Annotated in this window: 25 protein-coding genes; 16 read left to right on the top strand and 9 right to left on the bottom strand. The window is 72.3% G+C overall.

Translation table 11 applies throughout. The annotated features are described in order from the left end of the window. Positions 1-112 precede the first annotated feature (112 nt). From ACIF8S_RS02665 to ACIF8S_RS02645, 5 genes are all read left to right on the top strand, one after another. Positions 113-1384: a sensor histidine kinase gene (locus ACIF8S_RS02665; RefSeq protein ID WP_399996922.1), complete on the top strand. Its 1272-nt coding sequence runs from the start codon at positions 113-115 to the stop codon at positions 1382-1384. Positions 1385-1494: 110 nt separating this feature from the next. Continuing rightward, the gene (locus ACIF8S_RS02660; RefSeq protein WP_399996921.1) at positions 1495-2859 is read left to right on the top strand and encodes a sensor histidine kinase; all 1365 of its coding nucleotides are present in this window, start codon (positions 1495-1497) and stop codon (positions 2857-2859) included. A gap of 297 nt (positions 2860-3156) precedes the next feature. Next, positions 3157-3816, top strand: coding sequence for a response regulator transcription factor (locus tag ACIF8S_RS02655; protein ID WP_352168667.1), 660 nt, complete (start codon positions 3157-3159; stop codon positions 3814-3816). Between the two features lie 157 nt (positions 3817-3973). Beyond that, a complete protein-coding gene (locus ACIF8S_RS02650; RefSeq protein ID WP_399996920.1) occupies positions 3974-5905 on the top strand; it encodes a 2-oxoacid:acceptor oxidoreductase subunit alpha in 1932 nt (643 codons plus the stop codon). After that, entirely contained in the window at positions 5898-6956 is a 1059-nt protein-coding gene (locus ACIF8S_RS02645; protein ID WP_399996919.1) for a 2-oxoacid:ferredoxin oxidoreductase subunit beta, read from the top strand. Before ACIF8S_RS02650 ends, ACIF8S_RS02645 begins: the two co-directional genes overlap by 8 nt. A gap of 49 nt (positions 6957-7005) precedes the next feature. On the opposite strand, the gene ACIF8S_RS02640 is transcribed toward ACIF8S_RS02645, so the two are convergent. The 3 genes from ACIF8S_RS02640 to ACIF8S_RS02630 all read right to left on the bottom strand — a co-directional run bounded on the left by ACIF8S_RS02640 (position 7006) and on the right by ACIF8S_RS02630 (position 9953). Further along, positions 7006-7251 carry a hypothetical protein gene (locus ACIF8S_RS02640; protein ID WP_399996918.1) on the bottom strand — a complete coding sequence of 82 codons (246 nt, stop codon included), beginning with the start codon at positions 7249-7251 and terminating at the stop codon, positions 7006-7008. A gap of 20 nt (positions 7252-7271) precedes the next feature. After that, positions 7272-8225, bottom strand: coding sequence for a TerC family protein (locus ACIF8S_RS02635; RefSeq protein ID WP_399996917.1), 954 nt, complete (start codon positions 8223-8225; stop codon positions 7272-7274). 105 nt (positions 8226-8330) lie between these two features. Next, complete coding sequence (locus ACIF8S_RS02630; RefSeq protein ID WP_399996916.1) at positions 8331-9953, bottom strand: IucA/IucC family protein; 1623 nt, start codon at positions 9951-9953, stop codon at positions 8331-8333. 47 nt (positions 9954-10000) lie between these two features. Between ACIF8S_RS02630 and ACIF8S_RS02625 the strand changes: the two genes are divergently transcribed. The 3 genes from ACIF8S_RS02625 to ACIF8S_RS02615 are packed head-to-tail and all read left to right on the top strand — an operon-like array spanning position 10001 to position 13623. Continuing rightward, complete coding sequence (locus tag ACIF8S_RS02625) at positions 10001-11506, top strand: IucA/IucC family protein (protein WP_399996914.1); 1506 nt, start codon at positions 10001-10003, stop codon at positions 11504-11506. Positions 11507-11551: 45 nt separating this feature from the next. Beyond that, complete coding sequence (locus tag ACIF8S_RS02620; RefSeq protein WP_399996912.1) at positions 11552-12823, top strand: VWA domain-containing protein; 1272 nt, start codon at positions 11552-11554, stop codon at positions 12821-12823. Continuing rightward, entirely contained in the window at positions 12823-13623 is an 801-nt protein-coding gene (locus tag ACIF8S_RS02615) for a hypothetical protein (RefSeq protein ID WP_399996911.1), read from the top strand. Before ACIF8S_RS02620 ends, ACIF8S_RS02615 begins: the two co-directional genes overlap by 1 nt. Before the next feature lie 70 nt (positions 13624-13693). Here ACIF8S_RS02615 and ACIF8S_RS02610 read toward each other — a convergent pair whose 3' ends face one another. From ACIF8S_RS02610 to ACIF8S_RS02595, 4 genes are all read right to left on the bottom strand, one after another. Then, positions 13694-14224 carry a DUF3291 domain-containing protein gene (locus ACIF8S_RS02610; RefSeq protein ID WP_399996909.1) on the bottom strand — a complete coding sequence of 177 codons (531 nt, stop codon included), beginning with the start codon at positions 14222-14224 and terminating at the stop codon, positions 13694-13696. 141 nt (positions 14225-14365) lie between these two features. Continuing rightward, positions 14366-14527 (bottom strand): hypothetical protein, encoded by a 162-nt coding sequence (locus ACIF8S_RS02605; RefSeq protein WP_399996907.1) that lies wholly within the window; start codon positions 14525-14527, stop codon positions 14366-14368. 20 nt (positions 14528-14547) lie between these two features. Then, positions 14548-15096: a YciI family protein gene (locus tag ACIF8S_RS02600; protein WP_399996905.1), complete on the bottom strand. Its 549-nt coding sequence runs from the start codon at positions 15094-15096 to the stop codon at positions 14548-14550. A 117-nt stretch (positions 15097-15213) separates the two neighbouring features. Further along, positions 15214-15840 carry a winged helix-turn-helix transcriptional regulator gene (locus ACIF8S_RS02595; protein ID WP_399996904.1) on the bottom strand — a complete coding sequence of 209 codons (627 nt, stop codon included), beginning with the start codon at positions 15838-15840 and terminating at the stop codon, positions 15214-15216. An 81-nt stretch (positions 15841-15921) separates the two neighbouring features. On the opposite strand from ACIF8S_RS02595, the gene ACIF8S_RS02590 reads away from it, so the two are divergent. The 3 genes from ACIF8S_RS02590 (at position 15922) to ACIF8S_RS02580 (ending at position 18129) form a co-directional block, all read left to right on the top strand. Beyond that, a complete protein-coding gene (locus tag ACIF8S_RS02590) occupies positions 15922-17130 on the top strand; it encodes a pyridoxal phosphate-dependent aminotransferase (RefSeq protein WP_399996902.1) in 1209 nt (402 codons plus the stop codon). A gap of 322 nt (positions 17131-17452) precedes the next feature. After that, the gene (locus tag ACIF8S_RS02585) at positions 17453-17719 is read left to right on the top strand and encodes a HEAT repeat domain-containing protein (RefSeq protein WP_399996901.1); all 267 of its coding nucleotides are present in this window, start codon (positions 17453-17455) and stop codon (positions 17717-17719) included. An 83-nt stretch (positions 17720-17802) separates the two neighbouring features. Then, complete coding sequence (locus ACIF8S_RS02580; protein ID WP_399996900.1) at positions 17803-18129, top strand: hypothetical protein; 327 nt, start codon at positions 17803-17805, stop codon at positions 18127-18129. 22 nt (positions 18130-18151) lie between these two features. Here ACIF8S_RS02580 and ACIF8S_RS02575 read toward each other — a convergent pair whose 3' ends face one another. After that, positions 18152-18952: a GNAT family N-acetyltransferase gene (locus ACIF8S_RS02575; RefSeq protein ID WP_399996899.1), complete on the bottom strand. Its 801-nt coding sequence runs from the start codon at positions 18950-18952 to the stop codon at positions 18152-18154. Between the two features lie 240 nt (positions 18953-19192). On the opposite strand from ACIF8S_RS02575, the gene ACIF8S_RS02570 reads away from it, so the two are divergent. Then, positions 19193-21364 (top strand): hypothetical protein, encoded by a 2172-nt coding sequence (locus ACIF8S_RS02570; RefSeq protein ID WP_399996898.1) that lies wholly within the window; start codon positions 19193-19195, stop codon positions 21362-21364. Between the two features lie 408 nt (positions 21365-21772). Beyond that, positions 21773-22237: a hypothetical protein gene (locus ACIF8S_RS02565; protein ID WP_399996897.1), complete on the top strand. Its 465-nt coding sequence runs from the start codon at positions 21773-21775 to the stop codon at positions 22235-22237. Positions 22238-22332: 95 nt separating this feature from the next. On the opposite strand, the gene ACIF8S_RS02560 is transcribed toward ACIF8S_RS02565, so the two are convergent. Then, positions 22333-22785: an ATP-binding protein gene (locus ACIF8S_RS02560; RefSeq protein WP_399997067.1), complete on the bottom strand. Its 453-nt coding sequence runs from the start codon at positions 22783-22785 to the stop codon at positions 22333-22335. A 148-nt stretch (positions 22786-22933) separates the two neighbouring features. Here ACIF8S_RS02560 and ACIF8S_RS02555 point away from each other — a divergent pair, with 148 nt between their 5' ends. The 3 genes from ACIF8S_RS02555 to ACIF8S_RS02545 are packed head-to-tail and all read left to right on the top strand — an operon-like array spanning position 22934 to position 24599. Further along, positions 22934-23764: a Scr1 family TA system antitoxin-like transcriptional regulator gene (locus tag ACIF8S_RS02555; RefSeq protein ID WP_399996896.1), complete on the top strand. Its 831-nt coding sequence runs from the start codon at positions 22934-22936 to the stop codon at positions 23762-23764. Then, positions 23761-23958 carry a DUF397 domain-containing protein gene (locus tag ACIF8S_RS02550; RefSeq protein WP_399996894.1) on the top strand — a complete coding sequence of 66 codons (198 nt, stop codon included), beginning with the start codon at positions 23761-23763 and terminating at the stop codon, positions 23956-23958. Before ACIF8S_RS02555 ends, ACIF8S_RS02550 begins: the two co-directional genes overlap by 4 nt. Beyond that, complete coding sequence (locus ACIF8S_RS02545) at positions 23955-24599, top strand: hypothetical protein (RefSeq protein ID WP_399996893.1); 645 nt, start codon at positions 23955-23957, stop codon at positions 24597-24599. The genes ACIF8S_RS02550 and ACIF8S_RS02545 overlap by 4 nt, the downstream gene beginning before the upstream one ends. The last annotated feature ends 41 nt before the right edge of the window (positions 24600-24640 follow it).

The following is a 24640-nucleotide window of genomic DNA, read 5'->3' as shown; positions in this document are numbered from 1 at the left end:
GGCACGGTAAGCAGCCCGTCGGGGCTCGGCACCCGGGGGTGGGGTTTTCCTCAGGGCGCCCCGGCGGTCGGCCTCATGGCGCGGGCCGCCGCCGCCGGGCACGCTATGCCCCATGACCGAACCGAATCCGCAGCCGGGCACGCCCGCGAGGACTCTCCCGGACCCGGCCGCCCCCGCACCGGCCGGGCCGGGCGACCGCCCGCCCCCGGCCCGCTTCGCCTACGACGCGCACACCTGGAAGGAGATCGCGCATCTCCTGACGAACCTGCCGGCGGCGCTGGTGGGCTTCGTCTACACGGTGACCGTGCTGTCCGTCGGCGTGGGGCTGACGGTCACGGTGATCGGACTTCCCCTGCTCGCCCTCGGTCTGCTGGGGGCGCGGCAGCTCGGCCGGCTGGAGCGGGCGCGCGCGAGGGCCATGCTCGGGGTGCGGGTGGAGGAGCCGAGCCCGCTGCCGTGGCGCGGTTCCGGCGGCTTCTGGCCGGGGCTGTGGCAGGGGGTCAAGGACCCGGTCGGCTGGCGGACGTTCCTGTTCACGCTGATACGGCTGCCGTGGGGCATTCTCACCTTCGTCATCGCGCTGACGGGCCTGTTCGTGCTGTGGCCGGTGCTGGCGTTCGTCGTGCGGGCGCTGGCCGACGTGGACCGGGCGCTGGTGCGGGGCCTGCTGTCGCCGTCGGACGAGCTGGAGCGGCGCATCGCCGAACTGGAGTCGGACCGGGGCGTGGTGGTCGACGCGGCCGCGGCCGACCTGCGGCGCATCGAGCGGGACCTGCACGACGGGGCGCAGGCGCGCCTGGTGAACCTGGCGATGGGGCTGGGTCTGGCCAAGGAGAAGCTGCTGGAGGACCCGGACGCGGCGGCGTCGATGGTCGAGGAGGCGCACGGCGAGGTGAAGCTGGCGCTCCAGGAGCTGCGGGACCTGGCGCGCGGCATCCACCCGGCGGTGCTCACCGACCGGGGCCTGGACGCGGCCCTGTCCTCGGTCGCCTCGCGCTGCACGGTCCCGGTGCAGGTCACCGTCGACCTGGCCGAGCGGCCCGCCCCGGCGATCGAGGGCATCGCCTACTTCACCGTCTCGGAACTGCTGCAGAACGTCAGCAAGCACAGCCGGGCGCGCACGGCGGCGGTGGAGGTGTGGCGGTCGGAGAACCGGCTGTTCCTGCAGGTGTCGGACGACGGCAGGGGCGGGGCGAGCCTGGACGGCGGCACCGGCATGCGGGGGCTCGCCGACCGGCTGGGCGCGGTGGACGGGCTGTTCGTCGTGGACTCCCCCGAGGGCGGTCCGACGACGGTGACGGCCGAACTGCCGTGGCGGGAGCGTTCCGGCACACCGGCCGGGAACGCGCCGGGGAAGGGGGCGTCCGCCCGCGCCCGTAGGTAGGGAAAACCCCCCTGCCAAGACTGCGACGGACTCCATTCCGCGCCGACCTGCGGCGCAGCAGTCTGGACGTACGACAGCACAGCCGCCGGACGAGGAGAAGGACGAAGCCGATGGCCACGGAGTACGGACAGGGCTACGGGCTCCCCACCGAGCCCGGACACGCGCGGGGCGTGGGGGAACGGCGTCACCGGATGCCGGCCGCACTGCGGGCGCCGGTCGAGGGACGCCACTGGCGTGAGCTGGCGTACGTGCTGCTGGGCCTGCCGATCAGCATCCTGCTGTTCACCTACGCGGTCACGATGGTGTCGCTGGGCGCGGGCCTGCTGGTGACGTTCCTGGGAGTGCCGGTGCTGGCCGCCGCGCTCGCCGGCTGCCGTGCCTTCGGGTCGGTGGAGCGGGCCAGGGCGCGGGGGCTGCTGGGCCTGCGGGTGGGTGAGCCGGCGCCGCTGCGGACCGGGCGGCAGGGCTTCATGGGCTGGATCGGGGCCGTGCTGAAGAGCGGCACCTCGTGGCGGGCGCTGCTGTACTCGGTGCTGCAGCTGCCGTGGGCGGTGTTCTCCTTCGCCGTCAGCGTCACGTTCTGGTCGCTGGGCTGGTCGCTGGTGACGTACCCGCTGTGGTTCTGGGTGCTGCCGATGTACGCCGGCCAGGACGGCATCCAGCTCTACGGCGACGAGCAGCACTCGGTCTATCTGGACAACCCGTTCGAGATCACGGTGACGGCGGGCGTGGGTCTGCTGTTCACGCTGGCCACGCCGTGGATCGTGCGGGCGCTGACGACGGTGGACCGGTGGATGGTGTACGGGCTGCTGGGGCCGTCCCGGCTGGCCAGCCGGGTGGTGGAGCTGGAGTCGGACCGCGGGGTCGTGGTGGACACGGCGGCGGCGGACCTGCGGCGCATCGAGCGGGATCTGCACGACGGGGCGCAGGCCCGGCTGGTGGCCCTGGCCATGGACCTCGGGCTGGCGAAGGAGAAGCTGCGGGAGGACCCGCGGGTCGCGGCGCAGATGGTGGACGAGGCACACGGCGAGGTGAAGACGGCGTTGCAGGAGCTGCGGGACCTGGCGCGCGGCATCCACCCGGCCGTGCTCACCGACCGGGGCCTGGACGCGGCCCTGTCCTCGGTCGCCTCGCGCTGCACGGTCCCGGTGCGGGTGGAGGTGGACCTGACCGAGCGGCCCGCCCCCGCCATCGAGGGCATCGCCTACTTCACGGTCTCGGAGCTGCTGCAGAACATCAGCAAGCACAGCCGGGCGACCTGGGCGGCCGTGGAGGTGTGGCGGGCGGACGACCGGCTGATGCTCCAGGTGGTGGACAACGGCGTGGGCGGTGCCGAGCTGTCCTCGGGCTCCGGACTGGCAGGGCTGGCGGAGCGGCTGGACGCGGTGGACGGGATCCTCGTGGTCGACTCGCCGGCCGGCGGACCCACCCGGGTGACCGCGGAGCTGCCGTGGCGTGCGGAGCGGGCCCGATGACCGCGCGGTGAGACACGCGGTCCGGCGGACGGACACACGGCGGGTGCGGGCCTCGGGCACGCACCCGCCCGCCGACGCGGACGCGGGAGTACGACGCGGACGCGGGAGTACGACAGGTGTGTGGGAGTACGAAGGATGCGCGGTAGCCACCCCCGGCGACCGGTGACGACACCCCCACATCGCGTTGCCCCGGCCCGTCCTCCCCCGATTGCTGGAATGCTGGACCCGACGACCGGACGCGCCACAAGGGCGGTCCGGGCGCGGCGCTTTTGGGGGGCCGACGACGTGGAGGACAGGGTGCGGGTGGTCATCGCCGAGGATTCGGTGCTGCTGCGGGAGGGCCTGACCCGACTGCTGACCGACCGGGGGCACGAGGTCGTGGCCGGGGTCGGCGACGGTGAGGCACTGATCAAGACCGTCACCGAGCTGGACGCCCAGGGCCAGCTGCCGGACGTGGTGGTGGCCGACGTGCGGATGCCGCCGACGCACACCGACGAGGGCGTACGGGCCGCTGTGCAGCTGCGCAAGGCCCACCCGGACGTCGGGGTGCTGGTGCTGTCGCAGTACGTCGAGGAGCGGTACGCGACCGAGCTGCTGGCCGGGTCCAGCCGGGGCGTGGGCTATCTGCTGAAGGACCGGGTCGCCGAGGTGCGCGAGTTCGTCGACGCGGTGGTCCGGGTGGCGCGGGGCGGCACGGCCCTGGACCCGGAGGTGGTGGCGCAGCTGCTGGGCCGCAGCCGCAAGCAGGACGTGCTCGCGGGACTCACCCCGCGTGAGCGGGAGGTGCTGGGGCTGATGGCGGAGGGGCGGACGAACTCGGCGATCGCGCGGCAGCTGGTGGTGAGCGACGGCGCGGTGGAGAAGCACGTCAGCAACATCTTCCTGAAGCTGGGGCTGTCCCCGAGCGACGGCGACCACCGGCGGGTGCTCGCGGTCCTCACCTATCTGAACTCCTGAGCGAGGCGTCGGGGCGCCCATTGGCGCCGGCCGTGTCCACCATCCGAACCGTTCGACCGATCCTTCAGGGCGGGCGCCCCTCACGGTCGTAGGGTTTATGCGGGGAAGGCCTGCGGGAAGGCCGTCCCGGACAGCCGCCTCGAGGAGGTCCAGTTCAGTGACCAGCCAGGTCAGCAGCCCAGCGGAGCAGGCCGACGGAACAGTCGTAGGAGAGCAGCGCACAGCGGCGGGCGCGAAGGACGTCCGCCGGCTCGACCGAGTGATCATCAGGTTCGCGGGGGACTCGGGTGACGGGATGCAGCTCACGGGTGACCGGTTCACCTCGGAGACGGCGTCCTTCGGCAACGATCTCTCCACGCTTCCGAACTTCCCCGCCGAGATCCGGGCCCCGGCCGGGACGCTGCCGGGGGTGTCGTCGTTCCAGCTGCATTTCGCCGACCACGACATCCTCACCCCGGGTGACGCGCCGAACGTGCTGGTGGCGATGAACCCGGCCGCGCTGAAGGCGAATGTGGGTGACCTGCCGCGCGGGGCGGAGATCATCGTCAACACCGACGAGTTCACCAGGCGGGCGATGCAGAAGGTCGGCTACGACACCTCGCCGTTGGAGGACGGCTCGCTGGACGGCTACCACCTGCACCCGGTGCCGCTGACGACGCTGACGGTGGAGGCGCTGAAGGAGTTCGACCTCAGCCGTAAGGAGGCCGAGCGGAGCAAGAACATGTTCGCGCTGGGTCTGCTGTCGTGGATGTACCACCGGCCGACGGAGGGCACGGAGAGGTTCCTGCGGTCGAAGTTCGCGAAGAAGCCGGACATCGCGGCGGCGAACATCGCCGCGTACCGGGCGGGCTGGAACTTCGGGGAGACCACGGAGGACTTCGCGGTCTCCTACGAGGTGGCGCCGGCAGCGACGGCGTTCCCGCCGGGCGTGTACCGCAACATCTCCGGCAACCTGGCCCTGTCCTACGGTCTGGTCGCCGCCTCCCGGCAGGCCGACCTGCCGCTGTTTTTGGGCTCGTATCCGATCACGCCGGCCTCGGACATCCTGCACGAACTCAGCAGGCACAAGAACTTCGGCGTGCGCACCTTCCAGGCGGAGGACGAGATCGCCGGGATCGGGGCGGCGCTGGGGGCGGCGTTCGGCGGGTCCCTCGCGGTGACGACCACATCCGGGCCCGGTGTGGCGCTGAAGTCGGAGACGATCGGGCTGGCGGTGTCGCTGGAGTTGCCGCTGCTGGTGGTGGACATCCAGCGCGGCGGCCCGTCGACGGGTCTGCCGACGAAGACGGAGCAGGCGGACCTGCTGCAGGCGATGTACGGCCGCAACGGCGAGGCGCCGGTCCCGGTGGTCGCGCCGAAGACACCCGCGGACTGCTTCGACGCCGCGTTGGAAGCGGCCCGGATCGCCCTGACCTACCGCACCCCGGTCTTCCTGCTCTCGGACGGGTATCTGGCCAACGGATCCGAGCCGTGGCGGATCCCGGAACTGGAGGAGCTGCCGGATCTGAAGGTGCGGTTCGCGCAGGGACCGAACCACACCACCGAGGACGGCACCGAGGTCTTCTGGCCCTACAAGCGCGACCCGCGCACGCTGGCCCGCCCCTGGGCGGTCCCGGGCACGCCGGGGCTGGAGCACCGGATCGGCGGCATCGAGAAGCAGGACGGCACCGGGAACATCTCCTACGACCCGGCCAACCACGACTTCATGGTCCGCACCCGCCAGGCCAAGATCGACGGCATCGACGTCCCCGACCTCCAGGTCGACGACCCCGACGGCGACGCCCGCCTGCTGGTGCTCGGCTGGGGCTCCACCTACGGCCCCATCACCGCCGCGGTACGGCGTATCCGCAAGGAGGGGGGCCGGATCGCGCAAGCTCATCTGCGCCACCTCAACCCCTTCCCGCACAACCTCGGCGAGGTCCTGCGAGGCTACGACAAGGTGGTGATCCCCGAGATGAACCTCGGCCAGCTCGCCACCCTCGTCAGAGCGAAGTACCTGGTCGACGCCCGCTCGTACAACCAGGTCAACGGCATGCCGTTCAAGGCGGAGCAGCTCGCCACGGCGCTGAAGGAGGCCATCGATGACTGACGCCGACACGCTGCTCCAGCTCGTGCCCAAGGCCGAGGGCAAGCAGACGATGAAGGACTTCAAGTCCGACCAGGAGGTGCGCTGGTGCCCCGGATGCGGTGACTACGCCGTGCTGGCGGCCGTGCAGGGCTTCATGCCGGAGCTGGGCCTGGCCCGCGAGAACATCGTGTTCGTCTCCGGCATCGGCTGCTCCTCCCGCTTCCCGTACTACATGAACACCTACGGGATGCACTCCATCCACGGCCGCGCCCCCGCCATCGCCACCGGCCTCGCCACCAGCCGCCGCGACCTGTCGGTGTGGGTGGTCACCGGCGACGGCGACGCCCTGTCCATCGGCGGCAACCACCTCATCCACGCCCTGCGCCGCAACGTCAACCTCAAGATCCTGCTGTTCAACAACCGCATCTACGGACTCACCAAGGGCCAGTACAGCCCCACCTCCGAAGTCGGCAAGATCACCAAGTCGACCCCCATGGGATCGCTGGACGCGCCCTTCAACCCGGTGTCGCTGGCGATCGGCGCGGAGGCGTCCTTCGTCGCCCGCACCGTCGACTCCGACCGCAAACACCTCACCGAGATCCTGCGCCAGGCCGCCGACCACCCCGGCACCGCCCTGGTGGAGATCTACCAGAACTGCAACATCTTCAACGACGGCGCCTTCGAGGTCCTCAAGGACCGACAGCAGGCCGAGGAAGCCGTCATCCGACTGGAACACGGACAGCCCATCCGCTTCGGCACCGACCACTCCAAGGGCGTCGTCCGCGACCCCGCCACCGGAGACCTCACAGTCGTCACCGTCACGGCCGAGAACGAGGCGCAGGTGCTCGTCCACGACGCCCACGCCACCTCCCCGACCACAGCCTTCGCCCTCTCCCGCCTCGCCGACCCCGACACCCTCCACCACACCCCCATCGGCGTCCTGCGCTCCGTCGACCGGCCCGTCTACGACACCCTCATGGCCGACCAGCTCGACACCGCCGTCCACCAGCACGGCAAGGGCGACCTCGCCGCACTCCTCACCGGCAACGACACGTGGACCGTCGCCGGCTGACGTCGGCCCTCGCGCCGAGTACGTGTCGGCAACGTTCGAGTGCCCCCCGTCAGGCCGGCGGTCCGGCCTCCTTCTCACGTAGGTCCGCCCGCGTCTCCGTGCGGAGAGTGTCCGCCGGCACCATCTCCGGGACGTAGTCGACGCAGTCGGGGTTGTGGCAGGGGCCCGCCCGCCAGTGGGGGACGTTGATGCCCATGGTCTTGTGTCGGGTGACGACGGTCTCCACCGGCTGCCCGCACGAGCCGCACAGCAGCTCGGTGGGCCGGTTCCCGTCGCTCCTGCGGTAGCTGCTCATACGTCCACTTTACTACCGCTTTACGTATTTTTGTCCTGCTCGGCCGGCGGCCTCAGCATGCTGACCACGATCGACGTGGCCAGGACGACGACGATGACGGCGAGGCTGACCAGGGACGGGATCTCGGGGACGGCGGTGCTGACGGTCTCGTGGGTGGCCTGGAGGACGAGCTTGACGCCGATGAAGCCGAGGATCAGGGCCAGACCGACGCTGAGGTAGTGGAAGCGGTCGAGCAGCCCGGCCAGCATGAAGTACAGGGCGCGCAGGCCGAGGATGGCGAAGGCGTTGCTGGTGTAGACGATGAAGACGTCGCTGCTGACGGCGAGGACCGCGGGCACGCTGTCGACGGCGAAGACGAGGTCGGCGGCCTCGATGGCGGCGACGACCGCGAGCAGCGGGGTCGCCACCCGCTTGCCCGCCTCCTTGACGAAGAAGTGCGGGCCCGCGTACTCGTCCCGCACCGGGATCACCTTGCGCAGCAGCCGGACCGCGACGCTCTTCCCCGGGTCGAAGCTCTCGTCCTCGCCCTTGAGGATCTTGTACGTGCTCCAGAAGAGGATCGCGGCGAAGACGAACAGCACGGCGGTGAAGCGGCTGACCACCGCCACACCGGCGGCCAGGAACAGCCCGCGGAAGACCAGGGCGCCCAGGACGCCGAGGAAGAGCACGTGGTGCTGGTAGGCCCTCGGCACTTTGAAGTAGCTGAAGATGAGCGCGAAGACGAAGAGGTTGTCGACGGACAGGCTCTTCTCCAGCAGCCAGGCGGTGGTGTACTCGACGCCCGCGTCCGCGCCGACCACCAGGAAGACCACGCCTCCGAAGACGATGGCCAGGCCGATCCAGCCGGCGCTCCAGGCGGCCGCCTCGCGGAAGCCGATGACGTGGGCGGTGCGGTGGGCGAACAGGTCGATCGCGAGGGACACCACCACGGTGACGCCGAACACGATCCACAGCCAGAACGGCACGTCATGCACGGGCCGGCCTCCTCGGGGCATGGTCGTCTGGCGGTCCCCCTCGTCCCGAGTCTGGGGCATGGGACCGGTCGGCGCCTGTCGTCGCCTCCGGCCGGGTGTCCGCGTTCAGCCGCCGGACAGCGGGTTGGGCAGGGGGCGGTAGCGGGCCGCGGCGCCGTCGGCGGCGGTCCAGCGCAGCAGCAGGTTGGTCTTGGCGGGCAGGGTGGGGGCGGACAGCAGGGCGGGGATCTCGGGCAGGTCGTGCCGGGCCAGTTCGCGGCGGGCCGCGGGCCAGGGGTCCAGGCCGGGGTGGTGCTCGGCGAGAGCGGCGGCGACCTCCATGAGGTGGTTGACGACCAGGCAGTACACCAGGCGCTCCCACCCGGCCTCCCGCGACACCGTGGGCAGGCCGTCCGGGCGGGCGGGCCCGGCGAGCAGTTTCACGCCCTCGGCGTCGCGGAAGAGCGCCCGCACGGGCAGGCCGGCGCCGTCCACGGCGATCAGCGTGTTCTGCAGGTGGGCCTCCAGGACGACGCCGTACCGGTGGAAGACCGTGAGGGCGGGGGGCACCACCCGGGACAGGTAGGCCTCCCACCAGGCGTCCGGCCGGGGGGTGGCGGCGAGCGGGTCGCCGTCGAAGCCCTCCACCAGGGCGGCGGCCAGGTAGGGGGTGGCGTCCGGCGGCAGGTGGCCGCGCAGTCCGTCCCGGACCACGACGGCCAGTTGCTCGACCGCGAAGTCCGCGGTGCGGTGGCCCCGGTCGCTCAGCCACGCCCCGTCCGCCGGCGGGACGCTCGCGGTGAAGGCGTCGCGTACGGCGGTGTCGGTCGCGCGCAGGCGCAGCAGGTCGTGGTGCCACAGCCGGCGGATGTCGTTGGTGATCCGCACGTCCAGGCTGAACTTCAGGAACAGGTCGTCGCCGGGCGCGTACACGGTGCGGACGGCCGCCGTGGGCCACACCGGGCCGGCGGTGGTGCCGAGCCGGAGCAGGCGGCCGTCGGCGAAGGCGGGGGCGAGGTCGCGGGCGGCCAGGTCGAGCTGCCAGGGATGGGCGGGCAGCAGCCGGTAGCCGGGCGGGGCGGTGCCGAGGCGGTCCAGGGCGGTGGTGTCGCCCTCCTCGGCCACGCGGTCCTCACGCACGCCGAGCAGGACCAGCGGGAAGCGGGCGTACGCCTCGGGCGCGTACGGCAGCCAGGCGGCCGCGGGCCCGCCGCCGCGGGCCTTGGGGGCGGGGTGGTGGGTGTGGCCGGTGACCAGGGACTGTTCGGAGAGCAGGTACGGGTCGTCGGGCGGAGTGGCCCGGTCGCGGGCGGCGAGCAGCGCGGCGACCGCGTCGCGGCTGTCGAGCATCTCGACGGGCAGCTCGTGGTTGGACCGGCCGGTGTGCCGGCGCAGTTCCTCGGCGACGAGTTTGACCAGTTCGGTGTGGCCCACCGGGCGCCAGGCGCCGGCCGTGTACACCTCGGGGTCGGCGGGGCGCCGGGTGCCGCGCACCCGCAGCAGCCGGACCGCGTGGGGCAGGCGGTAGGTCCGCCGGCCGTCCTCGGGTGCTCCGGGGGCGGGCCCGGGCAGGGGCTCGGCCACCTCGCGCAGCAGGCAGTTGAGCAGCGGTACGGCCGCGTGGGCGTCGGCTCGCCCGGCCAGGCCGGCGCGGCTCGCCGCGTCGTCGTCTGCGGGCGGGGGGATGAGATCCACGCGTTCTGATTCCCTACGGTTCTGTCCGGCGGAGACGATCAGTATGTCTGGCATCGTCCCCCCGTACGTCCCACCTTTCCGCCGATCCGAGGAGTCCGCCCGTGCAGCGTCCCCCCACCGCCGAGGACGGGATCGCCGAGGAGCTGGCCGGCGTACGGCCCGGTCTGCTGCCCGCGTACACGGCGGCGCTGCCCGCCGCCCGCGCGGCGGTGCTGACCCGGCTGTGGCGCGGTCTCACGCACGATCCGCTGCCGTGGGTGGCGGGCCGTGCGGAGGGCGGCGCGGGGCTGGTCCTGCGGCTGGCGGACGGACGGCGGCTGGAGGGCCCGCGCCCGGACCCGTACGCGACGGACGCCTACGTGACCGCCGTAGGGCTGGACGGGGTGGCGTACGAGGATCCGGCGCGGCTGGTGACGGACCTCGCGGTGCCGCACTCCACGGCGTTCGCCCAGGAACTGGCGCACAGCACGGCGTCGTTGGCTCTGTCGCGGGCGGGGCAGGAGGCAGCCGGGCGCGGTCTGCCGGTGCGGGACTGGGAGTGGGAACAGCGGGTGGTCGACGGGCACCCCTTCCATCCCAACTGCCGTGCCCGGCCCGGGTTCTCGGTGGCGGAACAGCTCGCCTACGGTCCGGAGCACCGCCCGGTGGTGGAGCTGGGGCTGCTGCCGGTTCCGGCCGGGGAGTGCCTGGTGACCGGGGTGTGGCCGGAACGGCTGCGGGAGGGGGGCCGGGTGCTGGTGCCGGTGCACCCCTGGCAGACGGCGCACGTGCTCAAGCGGTCGGTCGAGGGGGTGCTCGCGGCGCATCCGCTGATGGCGCTGCGTACGCTCGCGCTGCCGGACGGGCCGCATGTGAAGACGGCGCTGAGCGCGCGGCTGACGTCCTCGGTGCGGGACATCTCGCTCGGGTCGGTCGCCGCGTCGGCGGTGCTGTCGGACTTCGGCGAGGCGGTGTCGGCGCGCACGGACGGGCTGTTGCGCATCACCCGCACGCTGGGCGCGGTGGCGGCCGGGTCGTCCGATCTGGCGGCCCTGCTGCGGGAGTCGCCGGAGGCGTACGCGGGTCCCGGTGAGCGGGTGCTGCCGGTGGCGGCGCTGGCGGTCACGGACCTGCCCCGCTCCCCCGCGCGGCTGGCCCGGCTGGCCCGGCTGGCGCTCACGGCGGGGCTGCGGCTGCTGGAGCTGGGGGTGGCGCTGGAGGCGCACGGGCAGAACCTGCTGGTGGTGCTGTCGCCGGACGGCGACCCGGTGCGGCTGGTCTACCGGGACCTGGCCGATCTGCGGGTCTCCCCGGCGCGCCTCGCCCGGCACGGGATCCCGGTGCCGGACGTCCCGGACCGCATGATCACGGACGACGCTCCCGCCCTGCGGCGCAAGCTGTTCGGCTCGCTGGTGGCGGGCGCGCTGGCCGGGACGGCGGGGTCCGGCCCGGCGCTGCGGGCGGCCCTGGAGGACGCCGTACAGGATCTGCCGCGTACCGCGGACCTGCGGGCGCTGCTCGACGGGCCACTGCCGGCGAAGGCACTGACGCTGATGCGGCTGTCACCGGGAACGGCCGGCGACCAGTGGGCGGAACTGCCCAATCCCCTTCGGTCCCGGTGCGGGTGACGGCCCGTTTTGGAGTGCGGCGCTCCTGATCAATAGGATCCGCCGATGATCAGAAGAACACGGCCGGTGGCAGGCGCCATAGCCCTGCTCGCCGCACTCACGGCCGGGATCGCCTTCCCGGCCGGGGCGGCCGCCGGTGAACCCACGGGCCAGGACGCGCCCAAGGTCGACCTCGTCCTCGACGTGAGCGGCTCGATGCGCGCCAAGGACATCGACGGTCAGTCCCGGATGGCGGCGGCGAAGCAGGCGTTCAACGAGGTGCTGGACGCGACGCCGGAGGAGGTGCAGCTCGGCATCCGCACCCTCGGCGCCGACTACCCCGGTGACGACCGCAAGGAGGGCTGCAAGGACACCGCGCAGCTCTACCCGGTCGGCCCGCTGGACCGCACCGAGGCGAAGACGGCGGTGGCGACCCTCGTCCCGACCGGCTGGACGCCGATCGGCCCGGCGCTGCTGAAGGCGGCCGGCGACCTGGACGGCGGCGACGGCTCCAAGCGGATCGTGCTGATCAGCGACGGCGAGGACACCTGCGCCCCGCTCGACCCGTGCGAGGTGGCCCGCGAGATCGCGGCCAAGGGCATCGGCCTGACCATCGACACCCTGGGCCTGGTCCCGAACGCCAAGCTCAGCCGGCAGCTCAGCTGCATCGCCGAGGCGACCGGCGGCACCTACACGTCGATCGAGCACCAGGACGAACTCACCGACCGCGTGAACGAGTTGGTCGACCGGGCGGCCGAGCCGGTGGTGACCCCGGTGGCCACCGAGGGTGCCGACGCGTGCGAGAAGGCGCCCGAGCTGAAGTCCGGCCTGTACACCGACCGTGAGGAGTTCGGCCAGCAGCGCTGGTACCGCGTCGAGCTGCCCGCCGGGCAGGAGCTGCGCGCCTCCGTGAGCGCCGCGGCGGACCGCGCGGTGCGTCCTGACTACGGGCTGCTGATGCGCGCCGTCACCCGGCACGGCCGGGAGATCGTACGCGGCGAGGCCACGGGCACCGGCCGCACCGACGTGCTGTCCACCGGCCTGCGCTACCCCAAGCCGGAACGGGACGACGACAGCGGCGAGCCGGCCACGGAGACGGTCTGCCTCGCGGTGACCACCTCCTTCTCGGCGGACGCCGGGGTGAAGACCACGCCCGGTCTGCCGCTGGAGCTCACCGTCGACGTCGTGGACGGTCCGGACGGCGCGAGCGACGTCGCCTCCTTCGGCCTCGGCCGGGGCTGGTGGCTGCTCGGCGCCCTGGTCGTGACCGGATTCCTCGCCGGTCTCGTGTGGGGCTGGCTGTCCCGCTGGCGGGTCGCTGTCTGGAGGACCAACTGATGCGCGCCGTACGTGTACTGAATGCCGCCCTGCTGACGCTGGGCCTGGCCGCCGCGCCCGCCGCGGCCGACTCCTCGCCGTCCCCGGAGGCCTCCGGTGACACCGGCGGGCCGACCCGCGCGGGGACGTCCTTCCGCACGGCGACGGAGGTCGAGCAGGGGCAGACCGCCACGGCGCGGGCCTCAACGGGTGACTACCTGTACTGGTCGTTCCCCGCGGACGCGGGGCAGCGGCCGACGGTCCGCGCGACGGTGAAGCTGCCGGACAGCCACGCGTCGCAGACCTGGCAGGTCGACGTGTACGACGGGCTGCGCCGCCGGCAGGCCTGCCAGTACGGCGCCCAGACCCGTGCGGCCGGCCAGGGCACGACGACCGTGGAGCTGGCGTGCGTGCTACGCACGGTCCGCGCCTGGTCGGAACCCTGGGCCAACGACCCGCTGCCCGGCACGTACTACGTGCGGCTGACGGCGCTGAAGCTGTCGGCGAACGACCTGGGCCAGTCGGTCGACGCCGAACTGCGCGTCGAGTCGAAGGACATGGGCGGCGCGGCGGCCGTGGACGGCGCGCTGTCCGAGCCGCTGGTGCCGGGAATCGCGTCCCGGCCGGAGGAGGCGTCGGAGGACTCCTCCTCCGCCGTGCTGGCCGGTCTCGAGCCGGAGGACGGCTGGACGTCGGGCTGGTGGTCCGACCGCTGGGTCTGGACGGCGGCGGGCGGCGTCCTGGCCGCTCTGGCGGGCGTCTTCGGCTACCGCCTCACCCGCGGCCCGGGCCGCCCACGACACGTCCCGCCGGGGGTGTAGGCACCCCTCTCGTGTCCCACCGGAAGGCCCGCCCCCGCGCGGGCCTTCCGCCTGTCCGCGTCGGTCGCTCTCAGGTCCGGGTCGGGGTCGGGTCTCCCTCCGGGGTGAACTGCTGGGGGAAGGTGAAGGCTTGGGGCGCGGGGCCGTGGTCGTGGAGGCACTCCAGTCTGTCCACACCCTCCTGCCAGGTGGGGGTGGCTCCCCCGGCGACCCACCAGAGCACGTGACTGGGGTGGCGCGACCGTTCGAACCAGTCGTTGCGCCTCTTCAGAGAGTCCCGGTGCAGACCCGTGTAGACGGCGTCGAAGGCGGAACGCGGGTCGGTCCAGAGGGAGAGGGTCGTGGCCAGGGCGGTGGTGTCCGCCGTGCGGCCCTTGCCGTACCAGGCCGGTACGGCGAACTCCCCCCACGCGCCCCAGTCGGCCCCGAAGAGCACCCCCTGCTCACCGCCGACCGGTTCGGCCCGCGCGAGGTGGCCGGGGTGCGCGGCGATCCTCCGGTAGACGTCCGCACCGAGGGCGTAGAACTCGCGCGTCGCGGGTGAGGGGTCGGCAAGGGGTGCCTGCAGGACGCCGAAGGTGTACAGCGCGAGACGGGGCATGCGTGTCTCCCTGGTTCGGGGGTGAGGGGGATGCGCCCGGGCGCGGATCCGCCGAGGACCAGGTGAAGGTAGCCGCGTCGGCGGGCCCTGTCGAAGTTGCGTTCCCCTCCCCAAAATGCCCTCCGTCACACGGCACTTGAGCTACCAGGTCCGGCGTCTGCACCGGGTGCGCACGCCGGCAGGGGGCGCGGGCATCGGATGCCGACCGGCCGCCGTCTGCTCCTCCGGTTCCCAGGCACGGAGCAGGTCGAGCAGCCCCGCGTCTGCGTCGAGGCGCTGGGACATGTGGTCCGGGAACGGCATGACCCCTGCGCCTTCCTGGCTCATCGACGTCCGCCGAACTCCCAGTTGTGGACCTCGACCTCCGCGTACCTGTCCGGATTCAGGACGGCTCGTGCCGTCTCCGGATCCGCGGCCCGGAGCAGCACCGCCGTACCCAGCCAGGTGTCGCCGTCGTCGGACAGCAGAGGTCCGTACGCCACCAGTCCGTCCCTGTCGGGCGGCAGGGCGAGGTCGGCGGTCGGGCCTTCGCCGAGACCGAGCACCAGGTAACGGTTGCCGCCCCTCGGGCCACCGGGGAAATCCCACATGGTGCGCCCCAGCACGTTGCGCCACCGGCGCAGCAGCACGTCCCGGTACGCGCCGGCCTGGTAGCCGGGTTCGTCGAAGGCGAATGCCCGGGCGGCCGCGGGATCGGGGAGGTCCACGATGTGCACGCTGCCGGTGGGTGTTTCACCGTTGTCGGCGAACGTCGGGCCGCGAGCGATCAGTTCCTTCGCGTACCGGTCCATGTAGGACCAATGCTGCTCCAGCAACTTCTCACGCAGCGCAAGGGAGCCGGGTCGGTCACGGTGGTAACAGAAGAACTCCATGACCACAGACCCTGCCTCTGCGAGGGGCGCCGTCTCAAGCGGGCGGCTCCGCCGCGGAACTGGGTGCCGCGCGGGGCGAGACGGTACGGGCGGTCGAGGTGCACCGCTCGGAAGCGGTCAGGCGTCCCGGAGCCGCTTGGCGAGGGGGGTGTCGCCCGTCACCTCGACGTGGCCCGTGCGGATTGCCTCCGGGAGGGGCAGGGTGCCTCGGCTGATGGCCGTGCAGGTGGCCGTGCCGAGGGTGAGGATCGCGTCCGGGTCGCGAGGAGCCGGGCCGTCGCCGTGGACCGGGCCCTGCTCCGCGCCCAGGTGGAGGTGGAAGCGGCCCTCCTCAAGGCGTACTTCGACCATTCCCTCACCCTCCAGTGACCGCAGCAGCGGCAGCGCGAACCAGTGGGCGCGTACCGCGTCCGTGGGGCGGCGCTCCCCCAGTTCGGGCTCGCCCCACGTGCCGAGGGCCTGGAGCACCGGAAGCAACTCCCCGCCGCGCGCCGTGAGTTCGTAGACGTACGCCGCGCCCGGCGGCGGGAGCCTGCGGCGGGTGGTGAGGCCGTCGCGTTCCATGTCCTTCAGCCGTGAGGCCAGTACGTCCGTGCTGACGCCGGGCAGGTCCGCGTGCAGGTCGGTGTAACGGCGCGGCCCGGCCAGCAGTTCCCGGACGATCAGCAGGGTCCAGCGGTCGCCGACGACGTCGAGCGCGCGGGCGGCGGAGCAGTACTGGTCGTAGCTTCGGCGAGGTGGCATGCCTCGCAGTCTAGACAAGTTGTTGGACTTTCCAAGCGTCCACTTGGTAAAACCAAGTAACACCAGAAACCGGAGGGGCGCATGGAGTTCCGGCAGTCGAGCAAGCTCAGCGAGGTCTGTTACGAGATCCGCGGCCCGGTCATCGAGCACGCCAACGCGCTGGAGGAGGCGGGGCACAGCGTGCTGCGCCTGAACACCGGCAACCCGGCCCTGTTCGGTTTCGAGGCGCCGGACGAGATCCTCCAGGACATGATCCGGATGCTCCCCCAGGCCCACGGCTACACCGACTCACGCGGCATCCTCTCCGCCCGCCGGGCGGTGGCCCAGCGCTACCAGACCCTGGGCCTGGAGGTCGACGTGGACGACATCTTCCTCGGCAACGGCGTCTCCGAGCTGGTGTCCATGGCCGTGCAGGCCCTCCTGGAGGACGGCGACGAAGTCCTCATCCCCGCCCCCGACTTCCCCCTCTGGACGGCGGTCACCACCCTCGCCGGCGGCAAGGCGGTGCACTACCTCTGCGACGAGCGGTCCGACTGGTACCCGGACCTCGACGACATGGCCGCGAAGATCACCGACCGAACCAAGGCCGTCGTCATCATCAACCCCAACAACCCGACGGGCGCGGTGTATCCGAAGGAGGTCGTCGAGGGCATCCTCGACCTGGCCCGCCGCCACGGCCTGATGGTGTTCGCCGACGAGATCTACGACCAGATCCTCTACGACGACGCCGTGCACCACTCCGCCGCCGCGCTCGCCCCCGACCTGGTCGTCCTCACCTTCTGCGGCCTGTCGAAGACCTACCGCGTGGCCGGCTTCCGCTCGGGCTGGCTGGTGGTGACCGGCCCGAGGCAGCACGCGAAGAACTACCTCGAGGGCCTGACCATGCTGGCCTCGATGCGCCTGTGCGCCAACGCGCCCGCGCAGTACGCGATCCAGGCCGCGCTCGGCGGCCGGCAGTCGATCCGTGAACTGACCTCCCCGGGCGGCAGGCTGCGCGAACAGCGTGACGTGGCGTGGGAGAAGCTGAACGAGATCCCCGGCGTGAGCTGCGTGAAACCGAAGGGCGCGCTGTACGCGTTCCCGCGCCTGGACCCGAAGGTGCACAAGATCCATGACGACGAGAGGTTCGTCCTGGACCTGCTGTTGCGGGAGAAGATCCAGGTCGTCCAGGGCACGGGCTTCAACTGGCCGTCCCCCGACCACTTCCGCATCCTCACCCTCCCCCACGCGGAGGACCTGGAGGCGGCGATCGGCCGGATCGGCCGCTTCCTGAGCGGGTATCGGCAGTAGGACCATCCGCGTCCTGGGAGGAGGACCCCGGCGTCCTCGCGGAGTTGCTGAACGTCCTGGGCCTCACGGGGGCCGCCGACACGTCCGAGGCGGGCTTGCGGTACGCACGGCACCCGGACCCCCGGGTCCGGGAGATGACACCGTGCCATCTGGCGGTCGCTCGTGACGACACCGTTGCCCTTCCGAACGCGGAAGCCCGCGCCCTGCTGCTGGAGCTCGCCCGCGACGAGGACGGGGCGGTGCGCACGGCGGCGGCGGGATCCCTGTCCTCGGTCTCCGCCGGAGACGCCGACGCCGAGGTCACGGGCGGCGTGCTCGCCCTGTGCCCGAGGTGCGGGCCGCGGTCCTGGAGACGATCGGGGCGCAGTACGTCCGTTCGCCCGCCGTCGCCGACGCGTTGTTCTCGCTGACCGGGTCCGGCGACTTCACGACCCGGCTGAATGCCGCCCTCGGCCTCGTGCTGCGGAAGGATCCGCGCACCGCGGAGGCCGTCGCCCGCCTGGGCCCCACGCCTCCCGGTTACGAGGACGACCACCGACTTCACGCGATCTGGCGCTGGGAGCGGGAACGGGAACAGGACCGTGTATGAGGGCCGAGTGCGTGGTACGGAGCGGGTGCCGGGCGGCGAGGTGCCGGGGAACCGCCCGCACGGTGAACGCGTCGAACCAGGGCATGAGGGAACACAGACTGGGCTGCGCCGGCATCCTCCTGGCGGCCGCGGGCGCCGTGGCGGCGGTGCTCATGTGGGCGCCTAGGGCACGCGTCAGCGTGCACGGCGGATTCGAGGGCATGCACCGTGACCTGAGCGTGCTCTACGTCGACCTGCCCCTCGTCGCCGCCGGCGGGGCGTTCGTCCCGCTCGCCGTCTGGCTGCTCACCCTTCGCGTGCTGCGCCGCCCGTGGCTGTCGGCCGTGGCGGCCGCGAGCGCGTTCGCCCTCGGGATCTGGGCCCTGCTCAGCTGGTGGACGCCGTACCAGCCTCCGCAGATCGTGTACTGACAGCCGTGGCCGCGGCGGTCGATCACTGCGCCAGGCCGTAGAACCGCATCGGGGAGTTCGGGCGGAAGCCGATGCGGGGGTAGACGGGTGCGCCGGCGGCGGTCGCGTGCAGGGTCGCGCGGGTCGCTCCCGTGGCGCTGGCGCCCTCGTACAGGGCCTTGCGCGTCACCGCCTCCCCGTAGCCGCGGCGCTGCCAATCCGGGTCGGTGGCGACGAGCAGGACGAAGAGGCGGCCCTGCTCCTCCACCGTGGCGGCGCAGGCCACGGGGGTGGCGTCGCACACGGCCAGGTAGGCGTGCACGCCGTGCTTCCACAGCGCGGAGCCGGCGAGGCCGTCGCGCCCGTCCTCGACGGGGAAGCCGTAGGCGCGGGAGTTGATGTCCGCGTAGGCCTGGAGGTGGTCCTCGGTGGTCACGCGGACGAAGGTCAGGTCGGGGTGGTGCGGTTCCGGGACGGGCAGCAGGTCGGCGGCCATGCCGGTGCCGGGGAAGGCGTACGCGAGGCCGGCCTCGTCGGCGGCCGTGTCCAGCGTCGCGCGCGCCTCGTCGTCGAGGAGGTCGTCGAAGACCCACAGGAACCCCGGGCGGCTCTTCGCCCGCATGATCTCCGCCGCTTCCTTCAGGCGCCGCTCCGTGAGGTCGGCGCCCGTGCCGACACCGGTCAGGGTGACGCAGTTCCAGAAGGCGAAGCGGCTGTCGGCCCAGCGGACGGCGATGCCCGGCAGATCGCGGACGTCCGCGTCCGGGGCACGGTCGAGCACCATGGTCCGCCACACGGCGGCGAGTTGTTCCATCGACTCGACGGAGTCTGCGAGATCGCGCACAGGCTGTCCTCTCCGGTCGCGGGTGTGGAGCCTTTCCGGGCGGTACGAGTTGTACACGCAGTGCGTCCTCCACCGGCCCCACTACCCACCTCGGCGCGCCGTTTCGCCCCGCGGGCCTGCCGCCACCAGCCGGGCCGGTGTGCGGACGCGAAGTCCGCCGCCGACGGCCGTGTGGCGACTGCCCGAGTGCGTACGAAAACTCCCGTGCGCCGGTTCGTACGCCTCTTCGATCATCCCCGAATGACGCACGGTCTCGCTTCTCTGGTCATCCGGCACACCCACCGTGTCCCCGCTCCCGGGGGCTCCGCAGGGGAAGGCGCCGTCGCCGCGCGGCAGTTCGACGCGGCGCTGATGTCCGTGGGATTCAAGCTCTCGGCGGAGTTGCTGACGCGGCTGTCCGGGCTGTCCGAGGCCGCGGTCGTGCACACCGCCCGGCGGGCCCTGCGTGCGGTGAGCGAGATGGTGGGCGACCACGTCCGGCACAACGCGTACTTCATCGACTTCCCGGCGAACGTGCCGGACACCGAGGAGTTCTGGGTCAGCTGCGTGAGGAAGGCACTCGACGACGACGCGTCGCGCGGGAACGTGCTGACGCAGCTGTCGCACGGGGTGCTGGACCTGCTCACCCTCCCCGCCTACGGCCGCTACCAGCACACGTACGAGGAGCTGCTCGCGGCGCAGGACGAGCTGATCGCGTCGGCGGGTGACCGGGTGACCGTGCTGCACCTCGGGCGGAGCCTGGACGACGAACTCACCGCTCTGTACCTGGCCCTGGCGGGCAGCACGACGCCGCTGGGCGAGGAACACCTGAGCGACCTCAAGACCCTCGCCCAGCGGTGTGCGCTCGGACCGCAGCCCGAGTCGATCCCGGTCCGGGAGAACCGGGCGGTCGTCAACGAGGCGCGTCTCCTTGCCGGCGCGGATCTTCTGCTCGACACCGTCACCGACGTACTGCGCCTTGCCTGCGCCCTGTCGGGCGGCGACGTGACGCTGCGGGAACCGACCCGGTTCCGGTCCCTGCCCCGGCCGGTCCGCCGCGCCCTGCTCGCGGGCCTCGATGCCGTCGTCGCGGCGAACCCCGCCAAGCTGGCCGACGTGCACGCGCACCGCGAGCCTTTCAAGCGGCTCGGTGAGCGGCTCCATCCGCACGAGTACCCGCGTTGGCCGCACGCGGCCGAGGTGTTCGCCGTGGCCCGCGGGGAGAAGGAGGCGCGGTCGTTCGACAGCCGTCTCGAGCGGCTGCTCGACGCGTACGACGTGCCCGGCGCGGTGCGGCTGCTGGAGGCCGCGCCCGGCAGGCTGTTCCGTGCCCTGGACCTCCTGCTGCGTATCGCCGCCGGGCAGGAGGAGAGGGACGCCGTGGTGGCCGCGGCGGTGCGGGTCGCTCCGCGGGTCTCCGGGCGGGTCGTGCTGTCCGTCCGTGAGCACTTCCAGAACCGGGAGTGGCAGACCGGCGCACCCCGCGTCTTCGTCAACCGCCGGGGCCGCGGATGGGTCACTCCCGACGCCCGGCGGCCGGTGCCGGCCGCCGACCGCGACCGCCTCGTCGCCGCCCTCGACGCCGAGATGCGCCGCAGGCTCCCGGCACCCGGCCGGCTGCTGCTCGACCCCGACGTCCTCGACGTGGCACTCCCGCTCAGCGGCAAGGCGGCCGCGGCCGGACTCGGCGTGCTGCCGCGCGGCTCGGTCTCCTCGGTCGACGGGGGACGGCTGCGCTTCTTCGTGTACTGGAAGCAGGCCGCGGAGCGGACCGACTACGACCTCTCGGCGCTGATCCTCGGTGCCGACTACAGCACCGACTCCTGGCTGTCCTACACCTCGCTCAAGACCGTGGCGGGTGTGCACTCGGGGGACGTCACCGAGGCGCCGAACGGGGCCTCGGAGTTCATCGAACTGTCCCTGGACCGGGTGCGCGGCGCCTTCGTCGTCCCGCAGGTCAACATCTTCTCCGGCGAGGGCTTCGACGAGGCCGAGGAGTCGTTCTTCGGCTTCATGCTGCGCGACGGCGAGCAGAAGGGGCGGCCGTTCGAGCCGCGGACGGTGCGGATGAAGTCGGACCTGCGCGGAGCGGGCCGGGTGGCCCTGCCGCTGGTGTTCCGGCGGGAGGACGACGGCCGGTGGCGCGCGAAGTGGCTGCACCTGTACCTGCGAGGCATCTCCTCGGCCAACCGGGTCGAGGAGAACCAGGTGTCGGTGTCCAGGGTGGTGCGCGCCGTCGTGGAGCGCGAGTACCTGACGGTGCGGTACCTGACCGGCCTGATGACCGACAGCGCCACCGCCGTGGAGGTGTGGGACGGCGAGTCGGTTCCGGACGAGCCCGTGACGTACGTCGGTCTCGAACGCCCCGAAGGGCTGCACCCGGACTCGGTCGTCGTCACCCGCGAAAATCTCCGTGACCTCGTCCCGGACTGAGTGCTAGCGTGGTCCGCGGCGAGGCCATGAAAGGGCTTCCTTCTCAACTCCTTTCGCAACGAGTTCTTTCGCTTTCCTCGCCGTCGACGTCCCTCCGGGCGGCGCCCGCATCACCCTGCGGGCGCCGCCCGGAGTCGTTCCGACTTCGCCGACGCCGCTCGGGCGCCGGTTTCCCGTGCGACCCTCATCAAGGGGACCGCCGGAAGGTGACTAGGAGGCCCAGGCGGTCTTGCCGGCGTGCAGGTGTCCAAGCCGTTGACGTCGGGGCCGCCGGCCTCGGCCGAGACATGAGCGCGCGGCGACGCCGGCCCCAACTTGCCAGCAGAGATCCCGCACTTGTAGGTTTCCCGCCGCCATGTCGGAGCAGAGGGACATACGCCACTGGGGAGGGGTTTCATCGTCATGCGTATGTTCCGTCGCCGTACCCGCGTCCGCGCGGAGGTCATGTCCTCGGAGCCGGGGGAGGCTTTCGCCGTGACCGTCGAGGATCTGCGGGTGCTCGAGCGCGTCACCAGTCACGCGCGTACTCAACTGTTGCGGCACGTCGGTGAGAGAGACCTGGACGTCGTCGATCAGGCGAGTGGGTACTGGCTGATGCTCACGCTGTCCGAGCGTGCCGGGGCCGCTCGGGCTCTCGGGCGGTCCGGGATACCGATGCTCGTCGAAGAGGCGGAGGCCGTGCGGGCCGTGGTGCTGAACCTGGAGTCCTACGGCGGGGAGACCATGGCGCTCGCCGAGGGGTACGAACTCCTCAACCGCATCGCCCTGTTGAGTCAACTGCCGCGTTCCGCCACGCACGTCGGGGGTGTGCTCACCCTGCCCGACGACACTCCGGAGGTCGATGCCCTCAAGGCGGCGGCAGGGCCGTCGTGAACGTCTCGCGCTGGTCCGCCCCCGCGTTCACCGTCGAGCCGGGCGATGCGGCGCGCGCCCTCAGCCGTCATGAGCGGCGCGTCGCCGGGCTCCCGTCAGAGCGGGACCTCGCACCATACCGTCTTGGTGTACGGGTCTCCGGCGGTCGTGCCCCAGTGGGTGGACAGGGACTCGACCAGGAGCAGGCCGCGGCCCGACTCCGTGTCGGGGCCGGCGGGGGTGAGTGTGCCGGGGAGCGGCGGCCGGCGGTCCGGGCGAGCGTCCGTGACCTCGATACGGAGCGTGCTGTCCTCCGCGTACAGGGTCAGGCGGAGCGCGAAGTCGCGGCCCCGCGCCCGTCCGTGGCGTACGGCGTTGGTCGCCAGCTCGGCCACCAGCAGGGACGCCGTGCGGTTGCCGTCGGAGTCGTACGGCAGGCCCCAGGACGTCAGTTGCTCCGCCGCGAGGTGACGGGCCAGCCGTGCTCCCCTCGCCGTCGCCGACAGGCGGATGCGGAAGTGACGGGCGGGGCCGGTGTGTTCGTCCACCGGGGCGATCTCGACGTTCATGTCACTCAGCGTGGTCATCCGGCTCCGCCGTGAACAGCCCCGGCGGCCGGACCCGCGCTCCGTGTACGGAAGCCGTCCGGGCCTGTCCGGGTCGCGACGCGTGACATCCGGCGCCGCCGTGAGTTGAGCACCCCGGAGGTGTGGGGACATGAGCGTGGAGCCTTACGGGGCGGACGAGGAGTCGGCGGCCGTGCTGCGGACCGTCGGCCGTGTCATCAAGATGTGCCGCGAGCGGGCGGGGCTGACCCAGGCCGCCCTCGGCGCGCAGATCGGCTACAGCGAGGAACAGGTCTCCTCCGTCGAGCGGGGGCGGCGGGCGCCGATGGAGGAGTTCCTCGACGCCGCCGACCGCGCCCTTGAGGCCAACGGCCTCATCAGCGCCCTCAAGGGGGACGTGGAGAAGGCCCGCTTCCCGAAGAAGGTGCGGGACCTCGCCAAGCTGGAGGCGGAGGCGGTCGAGATCTGCGCCTATGACAACTCCGTCGTCAACGGCTTGCTTCAGACGGAGGAGTATCTGCGGGCGGTGTTCGGGTCGCGGCGCCCGGCCTTCTCGGAGGACGAGGTCGACCAACTGGTCGCCGCCCGCCTGGCCCGGCAGCGCATCGTCGAGAACTCGCTGCCCGGCACCTCCTTCAGCTTCGTGCATGATGAGGCTGCACTGCGGCGACGAGTCGGGGGCAAAATGGTGCTGCGCCGACAGCTCGAACGGCTGTTGGATGTGGGGCAGAGGCGGAATGTGGAGATTCAGGTCCTTCCTCTGGATCGCGAGGACAATGCCGGGCTCGGCGGTCCGTTCCATCTGCTGCGGCTCAAGGAGGGCAGCACTGTGGCGCACAACGAGGTTCAGCGGACCAGTCGGCTGATCTCGGAGAGGAAGGAGATCCAGATCCTGGAACTGCGGTACGGAGTCATCCGGGCGCAGGCGCTCCCGCCACGAGAGTCGCTGGCCTTCATCGAGAAGATCCTGGGAGAGACATGACTGCGAAGTCCCGCACGGACCTGACCTGGTTCAAGAGCAGCCACAGCACCGACGACGGCCCGGCCTGCGTGGAGGTGGCCACCACTCCCCACACCATCCACGTCCGCGACTCCAAGCACATAGAAGGCCCCCACCTCACCTTCTCCCCCACCCAGTGGGCCACCTTCCTCCCCTACGCGTCCGGACGCCGATGACCCGACCGCTCACCGCCGCCCAGCGTCGGCTGATCGAAGCCGCGGACCCCGGGACCGGGCGCCTCAAAGGGACCGAGGCCCAGCTCACCGCGCTGGTGAAGCGCGGCCTCGCCTTCCGGCATCCGCGGCCCCCGCACGACCACTTTCTTACGCCCGCCGGGCACCGCGTACGGGAGGCCGCGCCGGACGCGCCGCCGGAGCCGAGCGCGCCGCAGGCGAACGCGTCCGCCGGTACCGGGGTGTTCGCCGCTCGGACCGGCGGTGAGACCGTACCGCCGGCCGAGGGCCCCGCCCGCACGCGGGAGGTCCGCAGCGCCTGGCAGGGCATGCTGGAGCTGCGCCGGATGACCAACCCCGACGGGTCGACCGACCGGCCCTGCGGATGGGAGCGCACGCATCTGGTGCAGGCCGCCGCGCTCGCCCTGGAGGCGGCCGGGCACCGGCCCGCCGACGCGGCCGGCGAGGGCGGCTACCGGGTGCGGGAGACCCCGCAGCCGGACGCCGTCGCCGTGCGCGCGCCGGACGCCACGGCGCTGCGGGCATGCGCGGACACCCTGATGGCGGCCGGCTGGCAGGCCGGTGAGTACACGGAGCCCCGCACGCGGGCCCGTTACGTCCTGGCCTCCCCCCGCCGCGTGTGAGGGGCGTGCCAAGATCGGTGGATCGGGCAACGAACCGAGCA

The sequence above is a fragment of the Streptomyces sp. NPDC085937 genome (assembly GCF_044540535.1).
Taxonomy (GTDB): Bacteria; Actinomycetota; Actinomycetes; order Streptomycetales; family Streptomycetaceae; genus Streptomyces.
Note: the sequence above shows the minus strand (reverse complement) of the source record. Positions and strands in the feature narration are given on the sequence as shown.

What these genes read in the sequence shown, in the direction of transcription:
- ACIF8S_RS02665 (WP_399996922.1), top strand. Translation starts at nt 113, where the DNA reads ATGACCGAACCGAATCCGCAGCCGGGCACGCCCGCGAGGACTCTCCCG.
- ACIF8S_RS02660 (WP_399996921.1), top strand. Translation starts at nt 1,495, where the DNA reads ATGGCCACGGAGTACGGACAGGGCTACGGGCTCCCCACCGAGCCCGGA.
- ACIF8S_RS02645 (WP_399996919.1), top strand. Translation starts at nt 5,898, where the DNA reads ATGACTGACGCCGACACGCTGCTCCAGCTCGTGCCCAAGGCCGAGGGC.
- ACIF8S_RS02640 (WP_399996918.1), bottom strand. Translation starts at nt 7,251, where the DNA reads ATGAGCAGCTACCGCAGGAGCGACGGGAACCGGCCCACCGAGCTGCTG.
- ACIF8S_RS02630 (WP_399996916.1), bottom strand. Translation starts at nt 9,953, where the DNA reads ATGCCAGACATACTGATCGTCTCCGCCGGACAGAACCGTAGGGAATCA.
- ACIF8S_RS02620 (WP_399996912.1), top strand. Translation starts at nt 11,552, where the DNA reads ATGATCAGAAGAACACGGCCGGTGGCAGGCGCCATAGCCCTGCTCGCC.
- ACIF8S_RS02615 (WP_399996911.1), top strand. Translation starts at nt 12,823, where the DNA reads ATGCGCGCCGTACGTGTACTGAATGCCGCCCTGCTGACGCTGGGCCTG.
- ACIF8S_RS02610 (WP_399996909.1), bottom strand. Translation starts at nt 14,224, where the DNA reads ATGCCCCGTCTCGCGCTGTACACCTTCGGCGTCCTGCAGGCACCCCTT.
- ACIF8S_RS02605 (WP_399996907.1), bottom strand. Translation starts at nt 14,527, where the DNA reads ATGCCGTTCCCGGACCACATGTCCCAGCGCCTCGACGCAGACGCGGGG.
- ACIF8S_RS02600 (WP_399996905.1), bottom strand. Translation starts at nt 15,096, where the DNA reads ATGGAGTTCTTCTGTTACCACCGTGACCGACCCGGCTCCCTTGCGCTG.
- ACIF8S_RS02595 (WP_399996904.1), bottom strand. Translation starts at nt 15,840, where the DNA reads ATGCCACCTCGCCGAAGCTACGACCAGTACTGCTCCGCCGCCCGCGCG.
- ACIF8S_RS02590 (WP_399996902.1), top strand. Translation starts at nt 15,922, where the DNA reads ATGGAGTTCCGGCAGTCGAGCAAGCTCAGCGAGGTCTGTTACGAGATC.
- ACIF8S_RS02580 (WP_399996900.1), top strand. Translation starts at nt 17,803, where the DNA reads ATGAGGGAACACAGACTGGGCTGCGCCGGCATCCTCCTGGCGGCCGCG.
- ACIF8S_RS02570 (WP_399996898.1), top strand. Translation starts at nt 19,193, where the DNA reads ATGACGCACGGTCTCGCTTCTCTGGTCATCCGGCACACCCACCGTGTC.
- ACIF8S_RS02565 (WP_399996897.1), top strand. Translation starts at nt 21,773, where the DNA reads ATGTTCCGTCGCCGTACCCGCGTCCGCGCGGAGGTCATGTCCTCGGAG.
- ACIF8S_RS02560 (WP_399997067.1), bottom strand. Translation starts at nt 22,785, where the DNA reads ATGAACGTCGAGATCGCCCCGGTGGACGAACACACCGGCCCCGCCCGT.
- ACIF8S_RS02555 (WP_399996896.1), top strand. Translation starts at nt 22,934, where the DNA reads ATGAGCGTGGAGCCTTACGGGGCGGACGAGGAGTCGGCGGCCGTGCTG.
- ACIF8S_RS02550 (WP_399996894.1), top strand. Translation starts at nt 23,761, where the DNA reads ATGACTGCGAAGTCCCGCACGGACCTGACCTGGTTCAAGAGCAGCCAC.
- ACIF8S_RS02545 (WP_399996893.1), top strand. Translation starts at nt 23,955, where the DNA reads ATGACCCGACCGCTCACCGCCGCCCAGCGTCGGCTGATCGAAGCCGCG.